Below are 18,608 nucleotides of genomic sequence, written 5' to 3'. Positions count from 1 at the left end.
AGAGAAGAGGCGGGGCATGCCCCGCCTCTTACACCACATCTCTGCGCGCTACCCCGGTATCGGGCGTTTCGAACGATTTGCAGGCGTATAAAAGCTCCAAGGGGCCCATTTGGGGCGGTTTTCGCTGCTACTAAAAAGGTAACAGTACTCATATTTGCTCTTTTTTGACCATGGGGTCTAAAAAGGTCCGTCAGCAAAGACCCCGAGGAGACATTTCGAGCGTCACGAAACGCAAAAACGGGGGCACAGGTCATCCTGCGCCCCCGTTTACGAGCATATAAAGCAGATCGGCGCCAGCCCTACGCCGCTTCGTCGAACTGCGAGTTGTACAGGTCGGCGTAGAAGCCGCCCTGAGCGAGCAGCTCGTCGTGCGTGCCCTTCTCGACGATGTCGCCGTCGCGAATCACCAAGATCACGTCGGCGTTGCGGATCGTGGACAGGCGGTGCGCGATGACAAAGCTCGTGCGACCCTGCATCAGCGCGTCCATGGCGCGCTGAATAAGCTCCTCGGTGCGGGTGTCCACGTTGGAGGTCGCCTCGTCCAGAATCAGCGCCGGGCGGTCGGCCAAAATGGCACGGGCGATGGTCACGAGCTGGCGCTGACCCTGCGACAGGTTAGTGCCCTCCTCGTTGATCATAAAGTCGTAGCCGCCGGCGAGCGTATGGATAAAGTGGTCGCAGCGTGCGGCACGTGCAGCGGCTTCGACCTCGGCATCGCTTGCATCGGGGCGTCCGTAACGGATGTTCTCGCGGATGGTACCGTTAAACAACCAGGTATCCTGCAGTACCATGGCAAACTCGCCGCGCAGCGCCGCGCGGTCCCAGTCGCGCACGTCGACGCCCTCGACGCGCAGCGAACCGCCGTCCACGTCGTAAAAGCGCTGCAGCAGCTTGATGAGCGTGGTCTTGCCGGCGCCGGTGGGGCCGACGATGGCGATGGTCTGGCCGGGCTGCGCCTCGCAGCTAAAGTCGTGGATGATGATCTTGTCGGGCGTGTAGCCAAACTTGACATGGTCAAACACCACGTGGCCGGGGCGCTTCTCGGGAATCTGCGCGTCGGCCTTCTGCTCCTCCTCGGGCGCGGCCAGGAACTCAAAGACGCGCTCGGTGGCGGCAGCCATCGACTGCATCGTGTTGCTCACGTTGCCCAGCTGCTGCACGGGTTGCGTAAAGTTGCGCACGTACTGGATAAAGCTCTGGATGTCGCCGGGCGTGGCATTGCCGGTCAGCGCGAGCTGCGCGCCCACCACGACGACGCCCACGTAGCCCATGTTGCCCACCAAGCTCATAAGCGGCATCATCAGGCCCGACAGGAACTGCGAGCGCCAGCCGCTAATAAAGAGGCGGTCGTTTTGACGGTCGAACTCCTCAATCGAGGCCTCGGCGCGGTCGAACACCTGAATGACGTTCTGGCCGGCAAAGTCCTCCTCGATAATGCCGTTGACGGTGCCCAGGACTTGCTGTTGCTCGCGGAAGTACGGTTGCGAGAAGTGAATCATCACGGTCAGGATAATCGCGGCTGCCGGCAGCGTGAGCACGGTGACGCCGGTAAGCGGCAGGCTGATCGAAAGCATCATGACGAGCACGCCGATAATCTGCGTCACCGACGTGATGAGCTGCGTCACGCTCTGGTTGAGCGACTGACCCAGCGTATCGACGTCGTTGGTGATGCGGCTGAGTACGTCTCCCTTGCTGTGGCCGTTGAAGTAACTCATCGGCACGACGGCAATCTTGGCGGCGATTTCCTTGCGCATGCGGTAGCAGATCTTTTGCGTGACGCCGGTCATGAGCCAGCCCTGGACCAGGCTGCAGACAGAGCTTGCCAGATACAGGCAGAGCAAAAAGCCGAGCGTCTTGGCGATCCAGTTAAAGTCGACATCGCCGGTGCCGTTGACCTTGGCAACCAGGCCCTCGAACAGCTTGGTCGTAACCTGACCGAGCACCTTGGGTCCCACAATATTAAAGATGACCGAGCACACGGCAAAGGCGACGGCGGCAAACACGGCAATCTTGTGCTGGCCGATATAGCCGAGCAGCTGCCTCATGGTGCCCTTAAAGTCCTTGGCCTTTTCGCCGCGACGCATGCCGCCCATGCGGCCCATGGGTCCACGCTGACGGGTGGGCTTGGGAATTTGGGTCTTGGTCTCGTCTGCCATTAGCGCTCGCCTCCTTCCATGACGGCTGCAATTTCTTCTTGGGTAAGCCCCAGCTCCTCGGCGGAAAGCTGCGACTGTGCGATCTCCAGGTACGCCGGGCAGCTGCGCAGCAGCTCCTCGTGCGTACCGGTGCCCACCACGTGGCCGTCGTCGAGCACGATGATCTGGTCGGCGTGCATGATGGTTGCGATGCGCTGGGCCACGACCACGAGCGCGGCGTCGGTAACGTTTTTGGCAAGCTCTTCGCGCAGGCGAGCGTCGGTCTTGTAGTCGAGGGCGCTAAACGAATCATCGAAAACCACGACCTCGGGCTTTTTGGCCAACGCGCGGGCGATGGCCAGGCGCTGGCGCTGACCACCCGAAACATTGGAGCCGCCCTGGCTGATGGGGGAGTCGTAGCCTCCCTCGCGTTCGGCGATAAAGTCCTCGGCCTGGGCGATGCGCGCGGCCCGGCGCATGTCATCATCGCTCACCATGTCGCTGGCAAACTTGAGGTTGCTCTCGACAGTGCCCGAGAACAGGCGACCCTGCTGCGGGATGTAACCAATGCGGCGGCGCAGCTCGGAAAGGGTCATGTCGCGCACATCGACGCCGTCGAGCGAAATGCTGCCGCCCGTGACGTCGTACAGGCGCGGAATCAGCTGCACGAGCGTGGACTTGCCCGAGCCCGTGGAGCCAATGATGCCGAGCATCTGGCCGGCGTGCGTGGTGAAGTTTACGCCGCTAATGACGTCGGCGCGGGCATCGGGATACTGGAAGCTCACGTCACGGAAGGTGAGCTCGCCGCGCGGCGCGCTGGCAGCGGGCAGTTTGGGCGAGGCGGGGTCGTTGATGCTCGTGGGGCAGGTGATGACCTCTTCCACGCGCTCGGCTGCGACCTCGGCGCGGGGCAGGATGACCGAAACCATGGTGAGGATCATAAACGCCATGACGATCTGCATAGTGTAAGAGATGAACGCCATCATGTTGCCGACCTGCATCACGCCGTCGGACACGCCCTGCGCGCCAAACCAGACGATAAGCACGGTGATGCAGTTCATGACGAGCATCATGAGCGGCATCATAAAGCTCATGGCGCGGTTGGTGTAGAGCTGCGTGGTCATCAGGTCGAGCGAAGCCTTGTCAAAACGCTCGAGCTCATGCTCCTCACGGTTGAACGAGCGGATGGGCATAAGGCCGTCGAGCAGCTCGCGGGCGGTAAGGTTCACGCGGTCCACAAAGCTCTGCATCTTTTTGAACTTGGGCATGGTGAGGCCCATGAGCACGCCGACAACGGCCGAGACCGCGATGATGGCCACGGCGATGGTCCACTCCAGGCCGGTGTGGTTGGCCAGGACGCGCATGACGGCGACGATGCCCATGACGGGGGCCATCAGGCACATGCGGATAAACAGGGTTGCGGCCATCTGGATCTGCTGAATGTCGTTGGTGCAGCGGGTGATGAGCGAGGCCTGGCTAAACTTGCCCACCTCGGCCGGCGAGAAGTGCATTACCTTGTTGAAGGTCTCGCGGCGCAGGTCGCGGGCGATGGAGCAGGCGGTGCGCGAAGCCACGGCACCGGTCAGGATGGTGGCGACGAGCGACACAAGGCACAGACCAAACATCGTGGTCGCCATGCGGCCCAGGTAGGCGTTCTGCACGTCGGCGGGGTCGATGCCTTGCGCCTTGTACTCGTCTTGCACATAGCTCACGGCGCGTTGGGTCACGATGGAGCCCGACATGGAGCCCATTTTGTCCGCCATATCGTTGGCGCCCTCGACGAGCTTGCCCTGGTCGATTAGGCCGCCTTCAACGCCTAGACGCAGGCTCTTCATGGTGATCTTACCGCCGTCGGCATCAATCTGCTTTTGCATATTCTGCGCCGCTGCGGCCTTCTGCTGCATCTCGGCGAGCTGCTCGGGCGTCATTGCCGCCATCTGCTCGGGGGTGGGCATGGCCTGGGCGGCGCCGCCATCGCTTGCCTCGGTGGATGCGCCGGTCATGTCGCCCATGGAGTCGGCGTCGATGCCCTGGTTGAAGGCGAGCACGACGGTCTCGGGCAGGCTCATGATGTCGGCAATCTTGCCGCCGTCGGCGCGCTCCTCCTCGGTGCCCTTGTACGTTCGAATACCGTTTTTGTCCGCCTTGCTAAAGACGGCCTCCACAACTTTGGCATCCTCGGCGCTCATAAAGAGTTCAAGGTCGTCGAGCGATTCGGCGCGAATGGTGTCAGGCACGGGCGAGGCGATGCCTCCCTGCTGCACGCCCACGTCGACGATGTCGCTCATGTAGGTAGGCAGTGCCAGATCAGCGTTGCAGCTGATTACGATAAGTACGATAGCTGCGAACAGTGCCAGGATATGCTTTTTAAAGAGCTTGAGAATCCTCACTCGGCATCTCTCCTTTCTTGATTGCGGTCGATAATTTCGTTGGCGCGTCTCAGAAGGCGCACCATCTCTTGGGTATCTGTTTCGCCGAGCTGCTCGAGGAAAGCCGCGGTGCGCTTCTCGAATTCCCGACGTTTGATTTCGAGATCCTGGAATCCTTTGTCGGTCACCGTGACGTGTACGCGACGACGGTCGGTCTTTGAGTGCTCGCGCTCGACCCAGCCCTTGGCCTCGAGAGCGCGTAGGATATTGGCGATGCGGGCGCTCGAGACCCAGGCACGATCAGCGAGTTCGCTCGGTGTGAGCGAACCACCGGCGAGTATGAGGGCGCGCATGACGGCCATCTCGCCGCCGAGGGCTTTGTCCGCAAAGCGTGAAATGCGCTGATACATACTGCCGAACTCGGTAAGGAGCTGACGCCCAAGCTCACGGAAATCAGTATCTTCCACCGAAAACCCCTAACACTAGAAACTATTTTCGGTGGAAGATGATACCCCCATACGTGGACCTCATACAGTGGGCAATATAAAGAGCGCATAAAGACTTAAAATCATTCAATTGCTGAAGCGTTTTAAAGAACTATCATGCACGCGGTTAGGCGAGGGGTTGTCACCACCATGACGACTGGGACTCATATAATCGCCACGTGCGATGCTCCAACTTCCCGCAAGGAGACACCTTACATAAAGGGGGATGGAGTCATGGCATTTGACTTCACGGGCAAGACCGCGATCGTTACCGGTGGCACTCAGGGCATTGGCCTCGAGATTGCCAAGGGTATCGTTGCGGGCGGCGGACACGTCGCGCTCATCGCAAGGAACGCTGCTAAGGGCGAGGCCGCTGTGGCCGAGCTTGGCGAGGGCAACAAGTTCTATCAGCTCGATGTCGCCGATGCACCCAAGGCGCGCGAGACCGTCGAGCAGATTTTCACCGATCTGCCGCAGACCAACATCCTGATTAACTGCGCTGGCGTCATCAGCACCAAGAAGTTCGACGAGATCGATGACACCGAGTGGCGTCGCACCATTGACATCAACCTCAACGGTACCTTTACCATGATGAACGCCGTGTACCCGCACTTTAAGGCGGCCCATGCCGGCACTATCGTCAACGTGAGCTCTGTTGCCGGTAAGATCGGTGGTGGCCTGCTCGGCACCGCTGCCTACGCCAGCTCCAAGGCCGGTGTTAACGGTCTAACCAAGGCAGTCGCCAAGGAGGGCGGCAAGTTCGGCGTCCGCTGCAACGCTGTATGCCCGTCGCTCACGTTGACCGATATGACCTCGATTCTCTCTGACGAGAACTCTCAGCGCATCATCAACGGTATTCCTCTGGGCCGCGCCGCCCAGGCCAGCGAGCCTGCGCAGATGGTGCTGTTCTTCGCTTCCGACCTCGCCAGCTTCGTGAACGGCGAGATCGGTGACTGCGACGGCGGCATCGTCCTGGACGGGTAATACCCCACGACGATTATTCGGCGACGGCCCCTGCGACTCGGGACCGTCGCCTTCTTTCTGACATAGGCGCGTGCGGCTACGATTCGCATGCATCCAAAGGAGATATATATGAGTGAATCGACTGCGGTGGAGGCGCCGGCGGCAAAGGAGCCGTTCTTTAAGATGTCCTCCATCCCGGGTGCCAATATTTTGGTGCCGCTTTTGCTGGGCTGCCTGCTCAACACGCTGTTCCCTGACCTGTTCAAAACGCTCGGCAGCTTTACGCTTGGCATGACCCAGCAGGGTGCAGGCCCGCTCGTGGGCGCATTTTTGCTCATCGTCGGTACGACGATTTCGTTTAAGAGTGCTCCTGCCGCCGCTGCCCGCGGCGCCATCATCATCGCCGTCAAGCAGATCGTGGTCGTTGCCGTGTCGCTGCTCATCCTTTATGTGTTCAACGACAACCTGTTTGGCATCTCGGCCATGGTGATGCTGGCCGCTTGCACGGGTGCCAACAACGCTATGTACGCTGGACTGATGGGCACCATGGGCAACGAGGCCGAGCGTGGCGCCGTTGCCATCACCACGCTGGTTGTCGGCCCTCCGGTCACGATGATCGTGCTCGGCGCTGCCGGCCAGGCTCCGATCGGCTGGTCGCTCGTGGGCGCCATCCTGCCGATCGTCGTCGGCATTATTCTGGGCAACCTCTTCCCCAGCTTTAAGAAGATGATGGCACCGGCACTTTCCGCCATCATCGTGCTCGTCTTCTTTGCCATGGGCTCGACCATGACTTTTGGCCAGCTTATCAACGGCGGCCTCCCCGGCATTCTGCTTGGCGTTATCTGCTCGGTGGTCTTCGCCATTCCCGTTATCGCGGTTGATAAGCTCACCGGTGGTACGGGTGTCGCGGGCGCGGCAATCTCCAGCTGCGCCGGTGCCAACGTGGCAACGCCTGCCGCCATGGCAAGCGTCAACGAAGCCATGTACGGCGGCGCGGTGCTCGCGACGGCTACGGCTCAGGTCGCAGCCTGCGCTATCGTGACGGCCATCCTCACCCCGCTGGTCACCAGCTGGTGCTACAAGCACTTTGAGGGCCAGGATCACGGCGACAGCAAGAAGGCCGCGACCGACAAGGCTGCCGCCGCCGCGTAACGCCACGCGCAACAAATCAACGCTCACAACAAGCCAATGCTTTAGGGCGGCCACGGGGGATATTCCTTCGTGGCCGCCCTGTTGTCGCTAGGGTCTCTGAGTCGCTTTACCCAGCTAAAGCTGGCATAACAGCTAGAGCGACAGGCGTATAAAGGCAAGGGGAAATATCAGACAATTCGGTGAACGGTATCTGCCCGCGCACGCATTTCCTGCGGATTTGTCAAAAACGCTCTTATGATATAAAAAAAGAAACATATAACAGCCCAGATGGAGAGGGTCGCTATGTTATCCTTCTCAAACGGGTGAAATCTTGGGTTTAGGGTTGCAGCGCCAAGGTGGACAAACGTTTTTCCTGCGTCAACACGTGGCGGAAAACGGAAGAAGCCGGTCGTGCAAGCCGAACATTCAAGAATTCAATAAGCAGCGGTGTGAGAGAGCGCCGCATTACACGTAACTAGGAGCGTGGTTACACAATGCAGGAGGCATGGGAAGGCTTCAAGGAAGGCATCTGGACGGGAGAGGTTGACGTCCGAGACTTCATCCAGAAGAACTACACCCCCTACGAGGGCGACGAGTCGTTCCTCGCCGGCCCGACCGAGCGTACCAAGGAGCTGTGGGGCGAGGTTCTCAACCTGCTGCTCAAGGAGCGCGAGCAGGGCGGCGTCCTCGATATGGACACCAAGACCGTCACGGGTATCGTGAGCCACCCCGCTGGCTACATCGATAACGCCCATCGCGAGATGGAGACCATCGTCGGCCTCCAGACCGACAAGCCGCTCAAGCGTGCCCTGCACGTCAACGGCGGTATCCGCATCGCTTGCCAGGCTGCCAGCCAGCACGGCTACAAGATCGACGAGAACGTCGTCGAGCGCTACACCTTCGAGCGCAAGACCCACAACGCTGGTGTCTTCGACGTTTACACCCCCGAGATGCGCGCTTGCCGTTCGGCTCACATCATCACCGGTCTGCCCGATGGCTATGGCCGTGGCCGCATCATCGGCGACTACCGTCGTGTCGCCCTGTACGGTGTCGACTACCTGATCAAGGACAAGGAGGCCCAGAAGGCTTCCACCCCGACGGTCATGACCGCCGACAACATCCGCGACCGCGAGGAGCTGCAGGAGCAGATCCGCGCCCTCGGCGAGCTCAAGATGATGGCCGAGACCTATGGTTTCGACATTTCCAACCCCGCTACCAACACGCAGGAGGCCATCCAGTGGATGTACTTCGCCTATCTCGCTGCTGTCAAGGAGCAGAACGGCGCCGCTATGTCCATCGGCCGTACCTCCACGTTCATCGACATCTACGCTGAGCGCGACCTTGCCAACGGCACCTTCACCGAGGAGCAGATCCAGGAGTTCGTGGATCACTTCATCATGAAGCTCCGCATGGTCAAGTTTGCCCGTACCCCCGAGTACCAGGCCCTGTTTACCGGCGACCCGCAGTGGGTCACCGAGTCCATCGGCGGCATGGGTGTCGACGGCCGTACGCTCGTTACCAAGATGAGCTACCGCTACCTGCACACGCTCGAGAACATGGGCACCAGCCCCGAGCCCAACATGACCGTTCTGTGGTCGACCCGTCTGCCCGAGAACTTCAAGAAGTTCTGCGCCAAGACTTCTGTCGCCAGCTCCTCGATCCAGTACGAGAACGACGACCTTATGCGCGTTTACCACGGCGACGACTACGGTATTGCCTGCTGCGTTTCTTCCATGCGCATCGGCAAGGAGATGCAGTTCTTTGGTGCTCGCGCCAACCTGGCCAAGTGCCTGCTGTATGCACTCAACGGCGGCGTTGACGAGGTCTCCAAGAAGCAGGTCGGCCCCAAGTACCGCGCCGTCGAGGGCGATACGCTCGATTACGACGATGTCGTTGCCAAGTACAACGACATGATGAAGTGGCTCGCTGGCGTCTACGTCAACTCCCTTAACATCATTCACTACATGCACGACAAGTACTGCTACGAGCGCATCCAGATGGCTCTGCACGACAAGCACGTGCACCGTTGGTTCGCTACCGGCATCGCTGGCCTTTCCGTCGTGGCCGACTCCCTGTCCGCCATTAAGTACGCCAAGGTTCACCCCGTCCGTGACGAGAACGGCATCATCGTCGACTTCGAGACCGAGGGCGAGTTCCCCAAGTACGGCAACGACGACGACCGCGTCGACCAGATCGCTCACGACGTCGTGCACCAGTTCATGGAGTACATCCGCATGAACGACACGTACCGCAACTCCGTGCCCACGACCTCGGTTCTGACCATCACCTCCAACGTCGTGTACGGCAAGAAGACCGGTTCTACGCCTGATGGCCGCAAGGCTGGCCAGCCCTTCGCCCCGGGTGCTAACCCCATGCACAAGCGCGATAGCCACGGCGCCATCGCTTCGCTGTCTTCGGTTTCCAAGCTCCCGTTCCGCGATGCTCAGGACGGCATCTCCAACACCTTCTCCATCATCCCGGGTGCGCTCGGCAAGGAGGACCAGGTGTTCTTTGGCGATATCGACCTTGATCAGCTGGGCGAGTAACTATTGTTAGTGCTATACTAACAATAACGATTACTGATTAGTGCGCCGGTTTCGGCCGGCGCCTATCGATCGAAGGAGACACATTATGAAGGTTTCTGAAGTTTCCGAGACTCAGGCCGATAACCTGGTCCACATGCTCGACGCTTACGCCGAGAAGGGTGGCCACCACCTGAACATCAACGTCTTCAACCGTGAGACGCTGCTCGACGCTCAGGCTCACCCCGAGAAGTACCCGCAGCTGACCATTCGCGTTTCCGGCTACGCCGTGAACTTCCACACGCTCACCAAGGAGCAGCAGGACGAGGTCATTTCGCGTACCTTCCACAACAAGTTCTAAAGGGGTTTAACTCCCGCAGGATCGCCGGGGCTGTTTGGGCTACCTCCCAAAACGTCCTCGGACATGCAAGAAGCCCTCGCTGCGCACTTCGTGCGGCGAGGGCTTCTTGCGTCCTGCGGAATATTTTGGGAGGTAGCCCAAACAGCCCCGGCGGGGTCCTGTGTAGTTACCCTTTAGGCGGAACTCTCCTAATGGGTTGAGCGTTCTGGATTCTTGCTTGCTACCGTTTATCGCGTATAGCTACCGTTTGCGGAATAAGTAACACTCCTTAATAAACCGTGTAGAATCTCAGATAAGCACGGAGTTTTCCAGGGAGACGCTGTCCTTTGTTGTGTGCAAGGGGCGGCGTCTCTTTGGCGCTTGGAGGCCGTTCTGCAGCAGGACGGCGGACGTGCGTCACATATTCAAAAGCCAACGTCGAGATGGGTTGTGATGATAATGGGCAAGTACGTAATCGTGGTTGAGTCTGGTTCGGATGTGACGCCGGAGCTCTGCGAGCGCTATGGCATCGTGCGCGTGCCCATGCATGTCACGATTGGTGACGAGACCGTCGAAGACGGATCGATCGACCCGCTTGAGATTTACTCGCGCTGCAACGAGTTTGGTGTGATGCCCAAGACCAGCGGTTGCTCGCCGGCGGATTTTGCGCATGTGTACGACCGCATCCACGCCGAGCGGCCCGATGCGACCATTTTGCATCTTGCGTATTCCGAGGTTACGACCTGCTCGCATCAGTCGTCGAAGATTGCGGCAAAGGGCCGCGATTACGTCTTCTCCATGGATACGCGCTTTGTGTCGGTGGGCCAGTCGCTTGTCGCCGTTGAGACCGCTAAGTATATCGAGGCTCATCCGGACGCCACCGTTGACGAGATTTTCGCCTTTACCAACTCCGTCATGGATCGCGTTCTGCTGGGCTTTGTCCCTACCGACCTCGCCTTTCTCAAGGCCGGCGGGCGTCTGTCCAACGTGGCGTTCCTTGGTGCCCATCTGCTCAAGATCAAACCGTGCATCGAGGTGACGGGCGGCAAGTTTGTGGCAACCAAAAAGTTCCGCGGTTCCATGCTCAAATGCGCTCGCGCCTTTATCGACCATATGATTGCCAAGGGCGATATCGACTACGCGCACATTGGCCTGGCGTATTCGGTGGGCCTTTCCGAAGAGCTGCGCGATGACATGGAGACGTATGCGCACGAGCTTGGCTTTAAGGACGTTACCTGGACTCAGGTTGGCGGCGTCATTTCGAGCCACTGCGGTCCGACGGCGTTCGGTGCGGTGCTCACGCTCAAGGCGTAGACGGTAGCGACAATCAATATCTACTGCTTCGGCGGGCAGGGTAGCGACAACCTGCCCGCCGTTGTCGTTTGACATCAAAATGACGCTGCCCAATTGCCGCTAAAACGCTTCAGCACTAAACGCATGGGCTAGAATGGCTCTGGCATTAATTTAGCTAGAAGTAGGGAAGGCAAGGTAGCGGATATGGCTGAGATGACGCTCGAGGGTGTGGATGCTCGTCCCGAGGACTCTGCATTTGCCTTGGGTCGCGTGCATTCGATCGAGACGATGGGCACGGTCGACGGGCCTGGCATTCGTTTCGTGGTGTTCGTCCAGGGCTGTCCCATGCGCTGCGCGTATTGCCATAATCCCGATACCTGGTCAGTCAACGGTGGCACCATGGTGACCGTCGAGCATCTGATGGACGAGTTCCAGAGCAACCATGAGTTTTACCGCAGCGGCGGTATTACGGTGTCCGGTGGCGAGCCGCTTCTGCAGCCCGCGTTTTTGGCTGACCTGTTCCACACTATGCACAACAACCCCGATGGGCGCGTGCATACCTGCCTGGACAGCTGCGGTTACGCGTTTGACCCGCAGCATTCCGAGAAGTTCGATGCCGTGCTCAACGAGACCGATATGGTACTGCTCGACATTAAGCATGCCGATCCGGTCGAGCATAAAAAGCTGACCGGGTGCGATCCTGCGCGCATTCTGGCCTTTGGTGATGAGTTAGCGCGCCGCAAGATTAAGGTCGTTATCCGCCACGTGGTGGTGCCGGGCATTACCGATACGGTGGAGGAGTGCGAGAAGCTTGGCCGCCTCATCGCGCCGTGGCACAACGTGGTGGGCCTGGAGATGCTGCCGTATCACACGATGGGTGTTGTCAAGTATGAGCAGCTGGGGATTCCCTATAAGCTCGAGGGCGTGCCGCAGATGGATACCGCGCGCATGCCCGAGCTGCGCAACGCCGTCATGACTGGCATGAAAAAGCGCCGCGCCGAACTCAAAAACGCCATCGGCTAGCGGCACTCATTGGGGACAGACTTAAATGAGTGCTCCCGGGCACCTAGTTGATTGCTAAAGAGCCCCGTCAAGTTGCGGTGGAATAGTTCTTGTTTTTCGGCTTATGCCGCCCAAACAGGAACTATTTCACCGCAACTGCGTTTTGGGCAAAGATGCGCAACGGAATCGGTGTTTTTGCATAGAAACGCCTGTTTATTGTTTAGAGACACCTTAAACGCGACTGAATATCTTTGGAAAGAAATGCCTGCTATCGACATCGATGGCTGTACCTATGTCATGAGCGTCATGACATCGATGCCGTGGAGCGACCGCTCGAGCGAGGTTACGGCCGCGATTGCAAAGGCGCTGTTTGATACGCGAGCTGCACTGGCTTAGCGTGTTCGTTTGGCGAGGTCAAACAAAATGCTGGTACCATACCGTGGTTGAGAATTTCGTATAGGTTTGGGGAATGGTATGGCTACCATCGCGATTATCGGTGCGCTCGAAAAAGAGATCATGCAGATTAAGGAAGAGCTGAGCGACGTTTGCGAGGCGCGGGAGGCAGGCTTGACCGTTGTGAGCGGCGAGCTCGACGGCCTGACAGTTGTCGCCACAACGGCGGGCATGGGCACGGTGAACGCCGCCGCTGCAACACAGCACCTCATTAGCAAGTATGCTCCGCAGGCTGTTGTGTTTTCGGGCATTGCGGGCGGTTTGAACCCCAGACTCCATATCGACGACGTGGTCATTGGCAAACGCCTACGCTATCTGGATACCGATACCGCGCTTATCGCCGAGTCCGCACCGGGGCTCGAGGAGTTTGGCTCGACACCCGCGCTGGTCGATATTGCCGTCGACGTGCTTGCTGAGCGTGGGTTTGTTGATGCTTCGACAAATGCAGCCGCTTCGAACGAGGGAGCCAAACAATTCCTGGTCGGCACGATTGCCACGGGTAACCGCTTTGTGACGGGCGCCGCCATGCGCAACGACGCTATCGAGGCGACGCATGCCGATTGTGTCGGCATGGAGGGCGCGGCAATTGCCCATGTCGCAACCAAAAATGGTGTCGATTGCCTGGTGTTGCGCGCTATCAGCGATAATTGTGACGAGGCGTACGATGCAATTTGCGACCGAGAGTTCGATCTGTTCGAGTACGCGCGTGTCGCAAGTGACATCACGCTCGATATCGTCCGCCGCATTGCTGCTGCGCAATAGCGCGCTCTTTTGTAAGAACCTACGACCAAGGAGTGTCCATGGCCGATTCCATTAACTACCAGCTTGCCAAGTTCGTCGCCAGCTACGGCAAGGTTTCGCAGATTCCCGAGTCCACCTGCCCCGAGGTGAGCTTTGTCGGCCGCTCCAACGTGGGCAAGTCGTCGATTATGAACAAGCTCTTTGGCCGCAAGAACCTGGTCAAGGTTTCCAGTACGCCGGGCAAGACGAGCAACATCAACTTCTTTGAGGCCGACGACGTGCATTTCGTGGACCTGCCGGGTTACGGTTTCGCCCGTCGCTCCAAGGCCGAGCGCGACCGCTGGGCCGAGCTTATTGGCGACTTCTTTGACTCCGAGCGCAGCTTTAACCTGGTCGTATCGCTGGTTGACATTCGTCACGACCCCAGCAAGCTCGATCATGACATGATCGACTACCTGCAGGGCAACGAGTTCAACTTTATCGTCTGCCTCACCAAAGCCGACAAGCTCAGCCGCACCCAGCAGGCCCGCCAGGCAGCAGCCATCAAAAAGCAGCTCAACGTCCCGGCCGAAAACGTAATCATCACAAGCTCCCAGACTGGCACCGGTATCGATGAACTCAAGCGCCGCATCGCCGAGGCCTGCCTCTAGTAAGGGTCCCATCCCAGTAAGGGCCCCCACCAATAAAAAGCCAAACCATCAGCCCGGCGCCCCTTCAAAGCGTGGGTCCCTGTAGACATCCTCAGCAAGGTAGGCGCAGGGACGGTCGGGATGTTCCCTCAAAATCATTCCGCAGCGCGAAGGCCCCTTGTCCGTCGCTCCGTAGGAGCAGGACAAGGGGCCTTCATGCGCGAGGACGATTTTGAGGGAACATCCCGACCGTCCCGGACAGGTATATGAGGAGGATGTCTACAGGTACTCGATTTGAGCGCCTTCCGTGTCGCACGTCAGAATATGCGTGTCACATTTGGGGAACTGCTCACGCAGCTTGACCTGCAGGAACTTGGCTACGATAGTGTCATCGGTTACAGCCATAAGGGTCGAGCCGGAGCCACTGATCCAGATGGTCTTGGCGCCGCCATTAAGGCAGGTGTCGCGCACGGCGTTGTAATCGGGAATCAGGCGGCGGCGATAGGGCTCCTGGATGCGGTCGTCGTTGGCGGCGGCAATCAGGTCAAGGTCGCCGGTCTCCAGGCCGCGCGTCATGCCGGCGATGCGGCCCATTTGCCATACGGCGGTGGAGAGTGGAATCTCCTGCGGCACGACCTTGCGCGCCTCACTCGTATGCACCTCGTAGGGCGGGATTACGGTAATAAAACGCAGTTTGTCGCTCACTTCGTAGCGAAGGCACTGGGGAAGCGAGTCCGTCGGCGTAAAGGAGCAGACGGCGCCGCCCAGGATGGCGGGGGCGACGTTATCGGGATGGCCCTCAACCTCGGTGGCGATGCGAACGAGCTCGGCGCGGTCGACGGTGTGGCCCGTCAGCGCGGCGGCTGCCATGATGCCAGCGACGACACAGGTGGAGCTGGAGCCCAGGCCGCGGGCGACGGGCACGTCAGTCTGAATGTCGATGGCGACAGGGAAGGCCGGCTCGCCCCAGGCGGCCAAGGCATCGACAAAGCTCACGTAGACCAGGTTGTTCTCGTTTTGGAACTCCTCGGGGCAGCCCGTGATGGTGAGCTTGTCGGCGCGCTCGAAGGTGAAGTGCGAGTAGAGGCTGACGGCCATGCCGAGGGTGTCGTAGCCAATGCCTAGGTTGGCGCTGGTGGCGGGGACGGTGATCTTGATCATGGGAATCTCCTGGGCGGTCTGCCTGTTTAGTTCGCTGCTCGGGCAGTCCTGGCTCGCTCGGAAAGCACATTAAGTGCTTTCCGGCTCGTGCGGAACTCGCGACGAACTAAACAGGCAGACCCGCATGTCAGTTCGTCATCATCCCGGTGGGTTTCTGATAAAAGAAGGTGCGCCGGCTTTCGCCGGCGCTTAATAAGGGGTTTAGTTGGTGCTCATTCGTTTTGCTGCAGACTCGACGTAGCTTGCCATCTCATCGACGTCGCAGACGTCTTCGAAGCGGACGGGTTTGGACTCGAGTTCGGCGAGCTGGGTCGGGGCGACCGTGTTGGTTGCCTGCTCGAGCACGCGCATGGCCTCAAAGTCATCCTCGGGAACGTCGAGGCCCAGGGCGTCGCAGCAGGCACGCGGGAACTTGTAGGGGCTGGCGGTCGAAAGCAGCACGCGGGCCTTGGCGCCCTCGGCAGGAGCTACCTGCTCAAAGACGTGATAGCCACAGGCGGTGTGCGGATCGATCACGTAGTTGTTGGCGTCCCAGCAGCTCTTGATGGCGGCGCGGACCTCGTCCTCGCTGGCCCAGCCGCAGCCAAACACGCTCTGAATCTTGGCCAGCAGCTCGGCGGGCACCTCGTAGCGACCGGTCTGGGCGAGCTGCTCCATAAGGCCGGCAACGAGCTCGCAGTCGCCGTCGGACAGGAAGTACAGCATGCGCTCGAGGTTGGAGCTAATGAGGATGTCCATCGACGGCGAGATGGTCGTGAAGAACGGACGGTTGCGGTCGTAGACGCCGGTGGTCAAAAAGTCGGTGAGTACATTGTTCTTGTCGCTCGCCACGACGAGCTTGGCGACGGGCAGACCCATGCGCTTGGCATAGTAGCCGGCCAAGATATCGCCAAAGTTGCCGGTGGGCACGCAGAACTCTACGGCGTCGCCAGCCTCGATGGCGCCGGCGCGCAGCAGCTGCGCATAGGCGGCAAAGTAGTAGACGACCTGCGGCACCAGGCGGCCGACATTGATGGAGTTGGCACTCGAAAGCACGGTGCCAGCGGCCTCCAGGCGCTCGGCAAGCTCCTTATTGGCAAAGATGCGCTTGACGGCGCTCTGGGCGTCGTCAAAGTTGCCGCGGATGCCGCAGACAGCGACGTTGTCGCCCTCCTGCGTGGACATCTGCAGGTTCTGGACGCGGCTGACCTTGCCCTCGGGATAAAAGACAGTGATGCCCGTGCCCGGGGCGTCGGCAAAGCCGGCGAGTGCTGCCTTGCCGGTGTCGCCCGACGTGGCGGTGACGATCATGATGCGCTCGGCGCCGCCGTCCTTGGCGGAGGTGCGGGCCATCAGGCGGGGGAGCATCTGCAGGGCGACGTCCTTAAAGGCGCTCGTGGGGCCGCCAAAGAGCTCCATCACATAGGTCTGCGGGGCGTCGGAGCCCGGTGCCGCGTCAAGCTTGACGAGTGGCGTGACCTCTTCGCTCGCAAACGTGCCGCGGTATGCCTCGTCGACACACGCCGAAATTTCTTCGGCCGTGTAATCATTCAGTAACATTCCCAACACATCTTGAGCGATTTCAAAGTACGATTTATCTGCAAGGGAGCTGATATCGAGCTGCTGGGTTCCCAGCTCGTCCGATACAAACAAACCCCCGTCGGGAGCGATGCCGGTACGGATTGCCACCTTACTTGAGCACGATAAAGTGCGTCCTCGTGTACTATGATAAGTTCCCATATAACACTGCTCCTCGGATGCCTTGGTCCCAATCGGTGAAACCATGGTATCAGAGCACGCAAAGTAGGTTCGCAGAGGCTTTTTAGAAAGGTAACCTCAAGCCCATGATTAAGATTGCCAAGTTCGGCGGCTCGTCGGTCGCCGACGCCGAACACTTTAAGAAGATCAAGGCCATTGTCGACGCCGACCCTGCCCGCCGTTTTGTGGTGGTTTCTGCCTGCGGTCGCCGCTTTAAGGGCGACACCAAGGTGACCGATCTGCTCTACTTGGTCAACGCGCACGTCAAGTATCACGTGTCGTGCGAAGAGCTGCTCGAGGACATCGGTCAGCGCTACTTTGATATCGCTGACGAGCTTGGGCTCACCTATCCCATCCGCGAGGAGTTTGCGGCCTTTGCCGAGCGCGCCCGCTCGGGCGGTTACTCTACCGAGGAGCTCGTGAGCCGCGGCGAGTACTTCACCGCCCGCCTCATGGCCGAGTACTTGGACCTGCCGTTCCTGGATGCCGCGACGGTCGTGGCGTTCCATCATGACGGTTCGCTCAGCATGAATCGCACCTCCGAGCTGGTTCAGGAGTACGGCCAGCAGGGCGGCTTTGTCATGCCCGGCTTCTACGGCGCGACGCGCGAGGGCCAGATCAAACTGCTCGACCGTGGCGGCGGCGACATTTCCGGTGCCATTCTGGCCAAGTGCCTGGGCGCCGACTTGTACGAGAACTGGACCGACGTTTCGGGCTTCTATTCTGCCGACCCGCGTATTGTGCCCGAGGCTCAGCCCATTGCGCGCGTTACCTACGAGGAACTGCGCGAGCTTTCGTACATGGGCGCGAGCGTCCTGCACGAGGAGGCCGTGTTCCCCGTGCGCGAGGCCGGTATTCCGCTGGTCATCAAGAACACCAACGCGCCGCAGGACCCCGGCACCATCATTAGCGAGACGGCCGACGAGGGCGAGGCCGAGCCCATCATTACCGGCGTGACCGGCAAGCGCGGCTTTGTCGCCATTAACGTCGCCCGCGACCGTACCAAGCCCCGCGTCGGCTTTATGCGCCGCGCGCTTTCGGTGTTCGAGCGCTATGACGTCTCCGTCGAGCACATGCCCACCGGTGTCGACCGCTTTGGCGCCGTGGTGCAGGAAGAGGATGTGCACGATTCGCTGTACTCGCTCGTGGGCGACATTCAGAAGGAAGTCGAGCCGCTCGAGATCGAGGTCGTCGAGGGTCTGGCGCTTATCGCTACCGTCGGCCGCAACCTGCGCGGTCGTGCCGGCATTTCCGGCCACCTGTTTGGCATGCTCGGCCAGGCCGGTGTGAGCGTGCGTATGATTTCGCAGAGCTGTGACGAGATCAACATCATCATCGGCGTGGAGGAGAAGGACTTCGATCTGGCGATCCAGACCATCTACCGCGCCTTCTCGGACGAGAACGGCATCGTCAAGGTCTCCGATTTGGAGCCTTCCGAGCCGCTTGAGCCCGCCCTGGCCGCGCTGCACAAGTAGGGGCCACTCCGGTAGATTTCTGGGACATGCCTGAAAATCTACTGCGGGGCGTTTCGTTTCGGTTTCGTTTCGGCGGGGCGGGTTTTGTGTCCGCCCCGTTCTTGTATAAACTGGGGCACACTATTGAGTCCGCTAAGCGTGCGGGCAAAAGCCAGAACCTTTAAAGGGGGAA

15 protein-coding genes are annotated in these 18,608 nt (G+C 59.8%); 10 read left to right on the top strand and 5 right to left on the bottom strand.

From position 1 onward, the window contains the following. Window positions 1-299 precede the first annotated feature (299 nt). Genes I2G43_RS06800 through I2G43_RS06790 form a run of 3 tightly spaced genes read right to left on the bottom strand, consistent with a single transcriptional unit; the run spans window position 300 to window position 4,971 of the window. Window positions 300-2,156 carry an ABC transporter ATP-binding protein gene (locus tag I2G43_RS06800; RefSeq protein WP_195535573.1) on the bottom strand — a complete coding sequence of 619 codons (1,857 nt, stop codon included), beginning with the start codon at window positions 2,154-2,156 and terminating at the stop codon, window positions 300-302. After that, window positions 2,156-4,525, bottom strand: coding sequence for an ABC transporter ATP-binding protein (locus I2G43_RS06795; protein ID WP_195535572.1), 2,370 nt, complete (start codon window positions 4,523-4,525; stop codon window positions 2,156-2,158). The genes I2G43_RS06800 and I2G43_RS06795 overlap by 1 nt, the downstream gene beginning before the upstream one ends. After that, window positions 4,522-4,971: a MarR family winged helix-turn-helix transcriptional regulator gene (locus I2G43_RS06790; RefSeq protein ID WP_195535571.1), complete on the bottom strand. Its 450-nt coding sequence runs from the start codon at window positions 4,969-4,971 to the stop codon at window positions 4,522-4,524. The genes I2G43_RS06795 and I2G43_RS06790 overlap by 4 nt, the downstream gene beginning before the upstream one ends. Before the next feature lie 252 nt (window positions 4,972-5,223). Here I2G43_RS06790 and I2G43_RS06785 point away from each other — a divergent pair, with 252 nt between their 5' ends. From I2G43_RS06785 to yihA, 9 genes are all read left to right on the top strand, one after another. Then, window positions 5,224-5,973: an SDR family NAD(P)-dependent oxidoreductase gene (locus tag I2G43_RS06785; RefSeq protein WP_006234857.1), complete on the top strand. Its 750-nt coding sequence runs from the start codon at window positions 5,224-5,226 to the stop codon at window positions 5,971-5,973. A gap of 108 nt (window positions 5,974-6,081) precedes the next feature. Next, the gene (locus I2G43_RS06780; protein WP_229071658.1) at window positions 6,082-7,104 is read left to right on the top strand and encodes a 2-keto-3-deoxygluconate permease; all 1,023 of its coding nucleotides are present in this window, start codon (window positions 6,082-6,084) and stop codon (window positions 7,102-7,104) included. Between the two features lie 473 nt (window positions 7,105-7,577). Continuing rightward, window positions 7,578-9,629 (top strand): formate C-acetyltransferase, encoded by a 2,052-nt coding sequence (gene pflB, locus I2G43_RS06775; RefSeq protein WP_195535569.1) that lies wholly within the window; start codon window positions 7,578-7,580, stop codon window positions 9,627-9,629. Window positions 9,630-9,714: 85 nt separating this feature from the next. Continuing rightward, the gene (gene grcA3, locus I2G43_RS06770) at window positions 9,715-9,966 is read left to right on the top strand and encodes an autonomous glycyl radical cofactor GrcA3 (RefSeq protein WP_055252439.1); all 252 of its coding nucleotides are present in this window, start codon (window positions 9,715-9,717) and stop codon (window positions 9,964-9,966) included. Window positions 9,967-10,404: 438 nt separating this feature from the next. Continuing rightward, the gene (locus I2G43_RS06765; protein WP_195535568.1) at window positions 10,405-11,259 is read left to right on the top strand and encodes a DegV family protein; all 855 of its coding nucleotides are present in this window, start codon (window positions 10,405-10,407) and stop codon (window positions 11,257-11,259) included. A 183-nt stretch (window positions 11,260-11,442) separates the two neighbouring features. Continuing rightward, window positions 11,443-12,261 carry a pyruvate formate-lyase-activating protein gene (gene pflA, locus I2G43_RS06760; RefSeq protein WP_195535567.1) on the top strand — a complete coding sequence of 273 codons (819 nt, stop codon included), beginning with the start codon at window positions 11,443-11,445 and terminating at the stop codon, window positions 12,259-12,261. A gap of 240 nt (window positions 12,262-12,501) precedes the next feature. After that, entirely contained in the window at window positions 12,502-12,636 is a 135-nt protein-coding gene (locus tag I2G43_RS10620) for a hypothetical protein (protein WP_255413422.1), read from the top strand. 78 nt (window positions 12,637-12,714) lie between these two features. Next, window positions 12,715-13,455 (top strand): 5'-methylthioadenosine/S-adenosylhomocysteine nucleosidase, encoded by a 741-nt coding sequence (mtnN, locus tag I2G43_RS06755; RefSeq protein WP_195535566.1) that lies wholly within the window; start codon window positions 12,715-12,717, stop codon window positions 13,453-13,455. 38 nt (window positions 13,456-13,493) lie between these two features. Further along, window positions 13,494-14,084, top strand: a complete 591-nt coding sequence (yihA, locus tag I2G43_RS06750; RefSeq protein ID WP_055252447.1) for a ribosome biogenesis GTP-binding protein YihA/YsxC — start codon at window positions 13,494-13,496, stop codon at window positions 14,082-14,084. Between the two features lie 258 nt (window positions 14,085-14,342). Here the strand turns inward: yihA and thrB are convergent, their stop codons facing one another. Both thrB and thrC read right to left on the bottom strand, forming a co-directional pair. Beyond that, the gene (gene thrB / locus I2G43_RS06745; protein ID WP_055252598.1) at window positions 14,343-15,224 is read right to left on the bottom strand and encodes a homoserine kinase; all 882 of its coding nucleotides are present in this window, start codon (window positions 15,222-15,224) and stop codon (window positions 14,343-14,345) included. Between the two features lie 201 nt (window positions 15,225-15,425). Further along, complete coding sequence (gene thrC / locus I2G43_RS06740) at window positions 15,426-16,943, bottom strand: threonine synthase (protein WP_195535565.1); 1,518 nt, start codon at window positions 16,941-16,943, stop codon at window positions 15,426-15,428. A 104-nt stretch (window positions 16,944-17,047) separates the two neighbouring features. On the opposite strand from thrC, the gene I2G43_RS06735 reads away from it, so the two are divergent. Beyond that, the gene (locus I2G43_RS06735) at window positions 17,048-18,436 is read left to right on the top strand and encodes an aspartate kinase (protein WP_195535564.1); all 1,389 of its coding nucleotides are present in this window, start codon (window positions 17,048-17,050) and stop codon (window positions 18,434-18,436) included. The last annotated feature ends 172 nt before the right edge of the window (window positions 18,437-18,608 follow it).

Origin of the sequence: Collinsella aerofaciens (assembly GCF_015557435.1) — a bacterium.
Taxonomy (GTDB): Bacteria; Actinomycetota; Coriobacteriia; order Coriobacteriales; family Coriobacteriaceae; genus Collinsella; species Collinsella aerofaciens_Z.
Note: the sequence above shows the minus strand (reverse complement) of the source record. Positions and strands in the feature narration are given on the sequence as shown.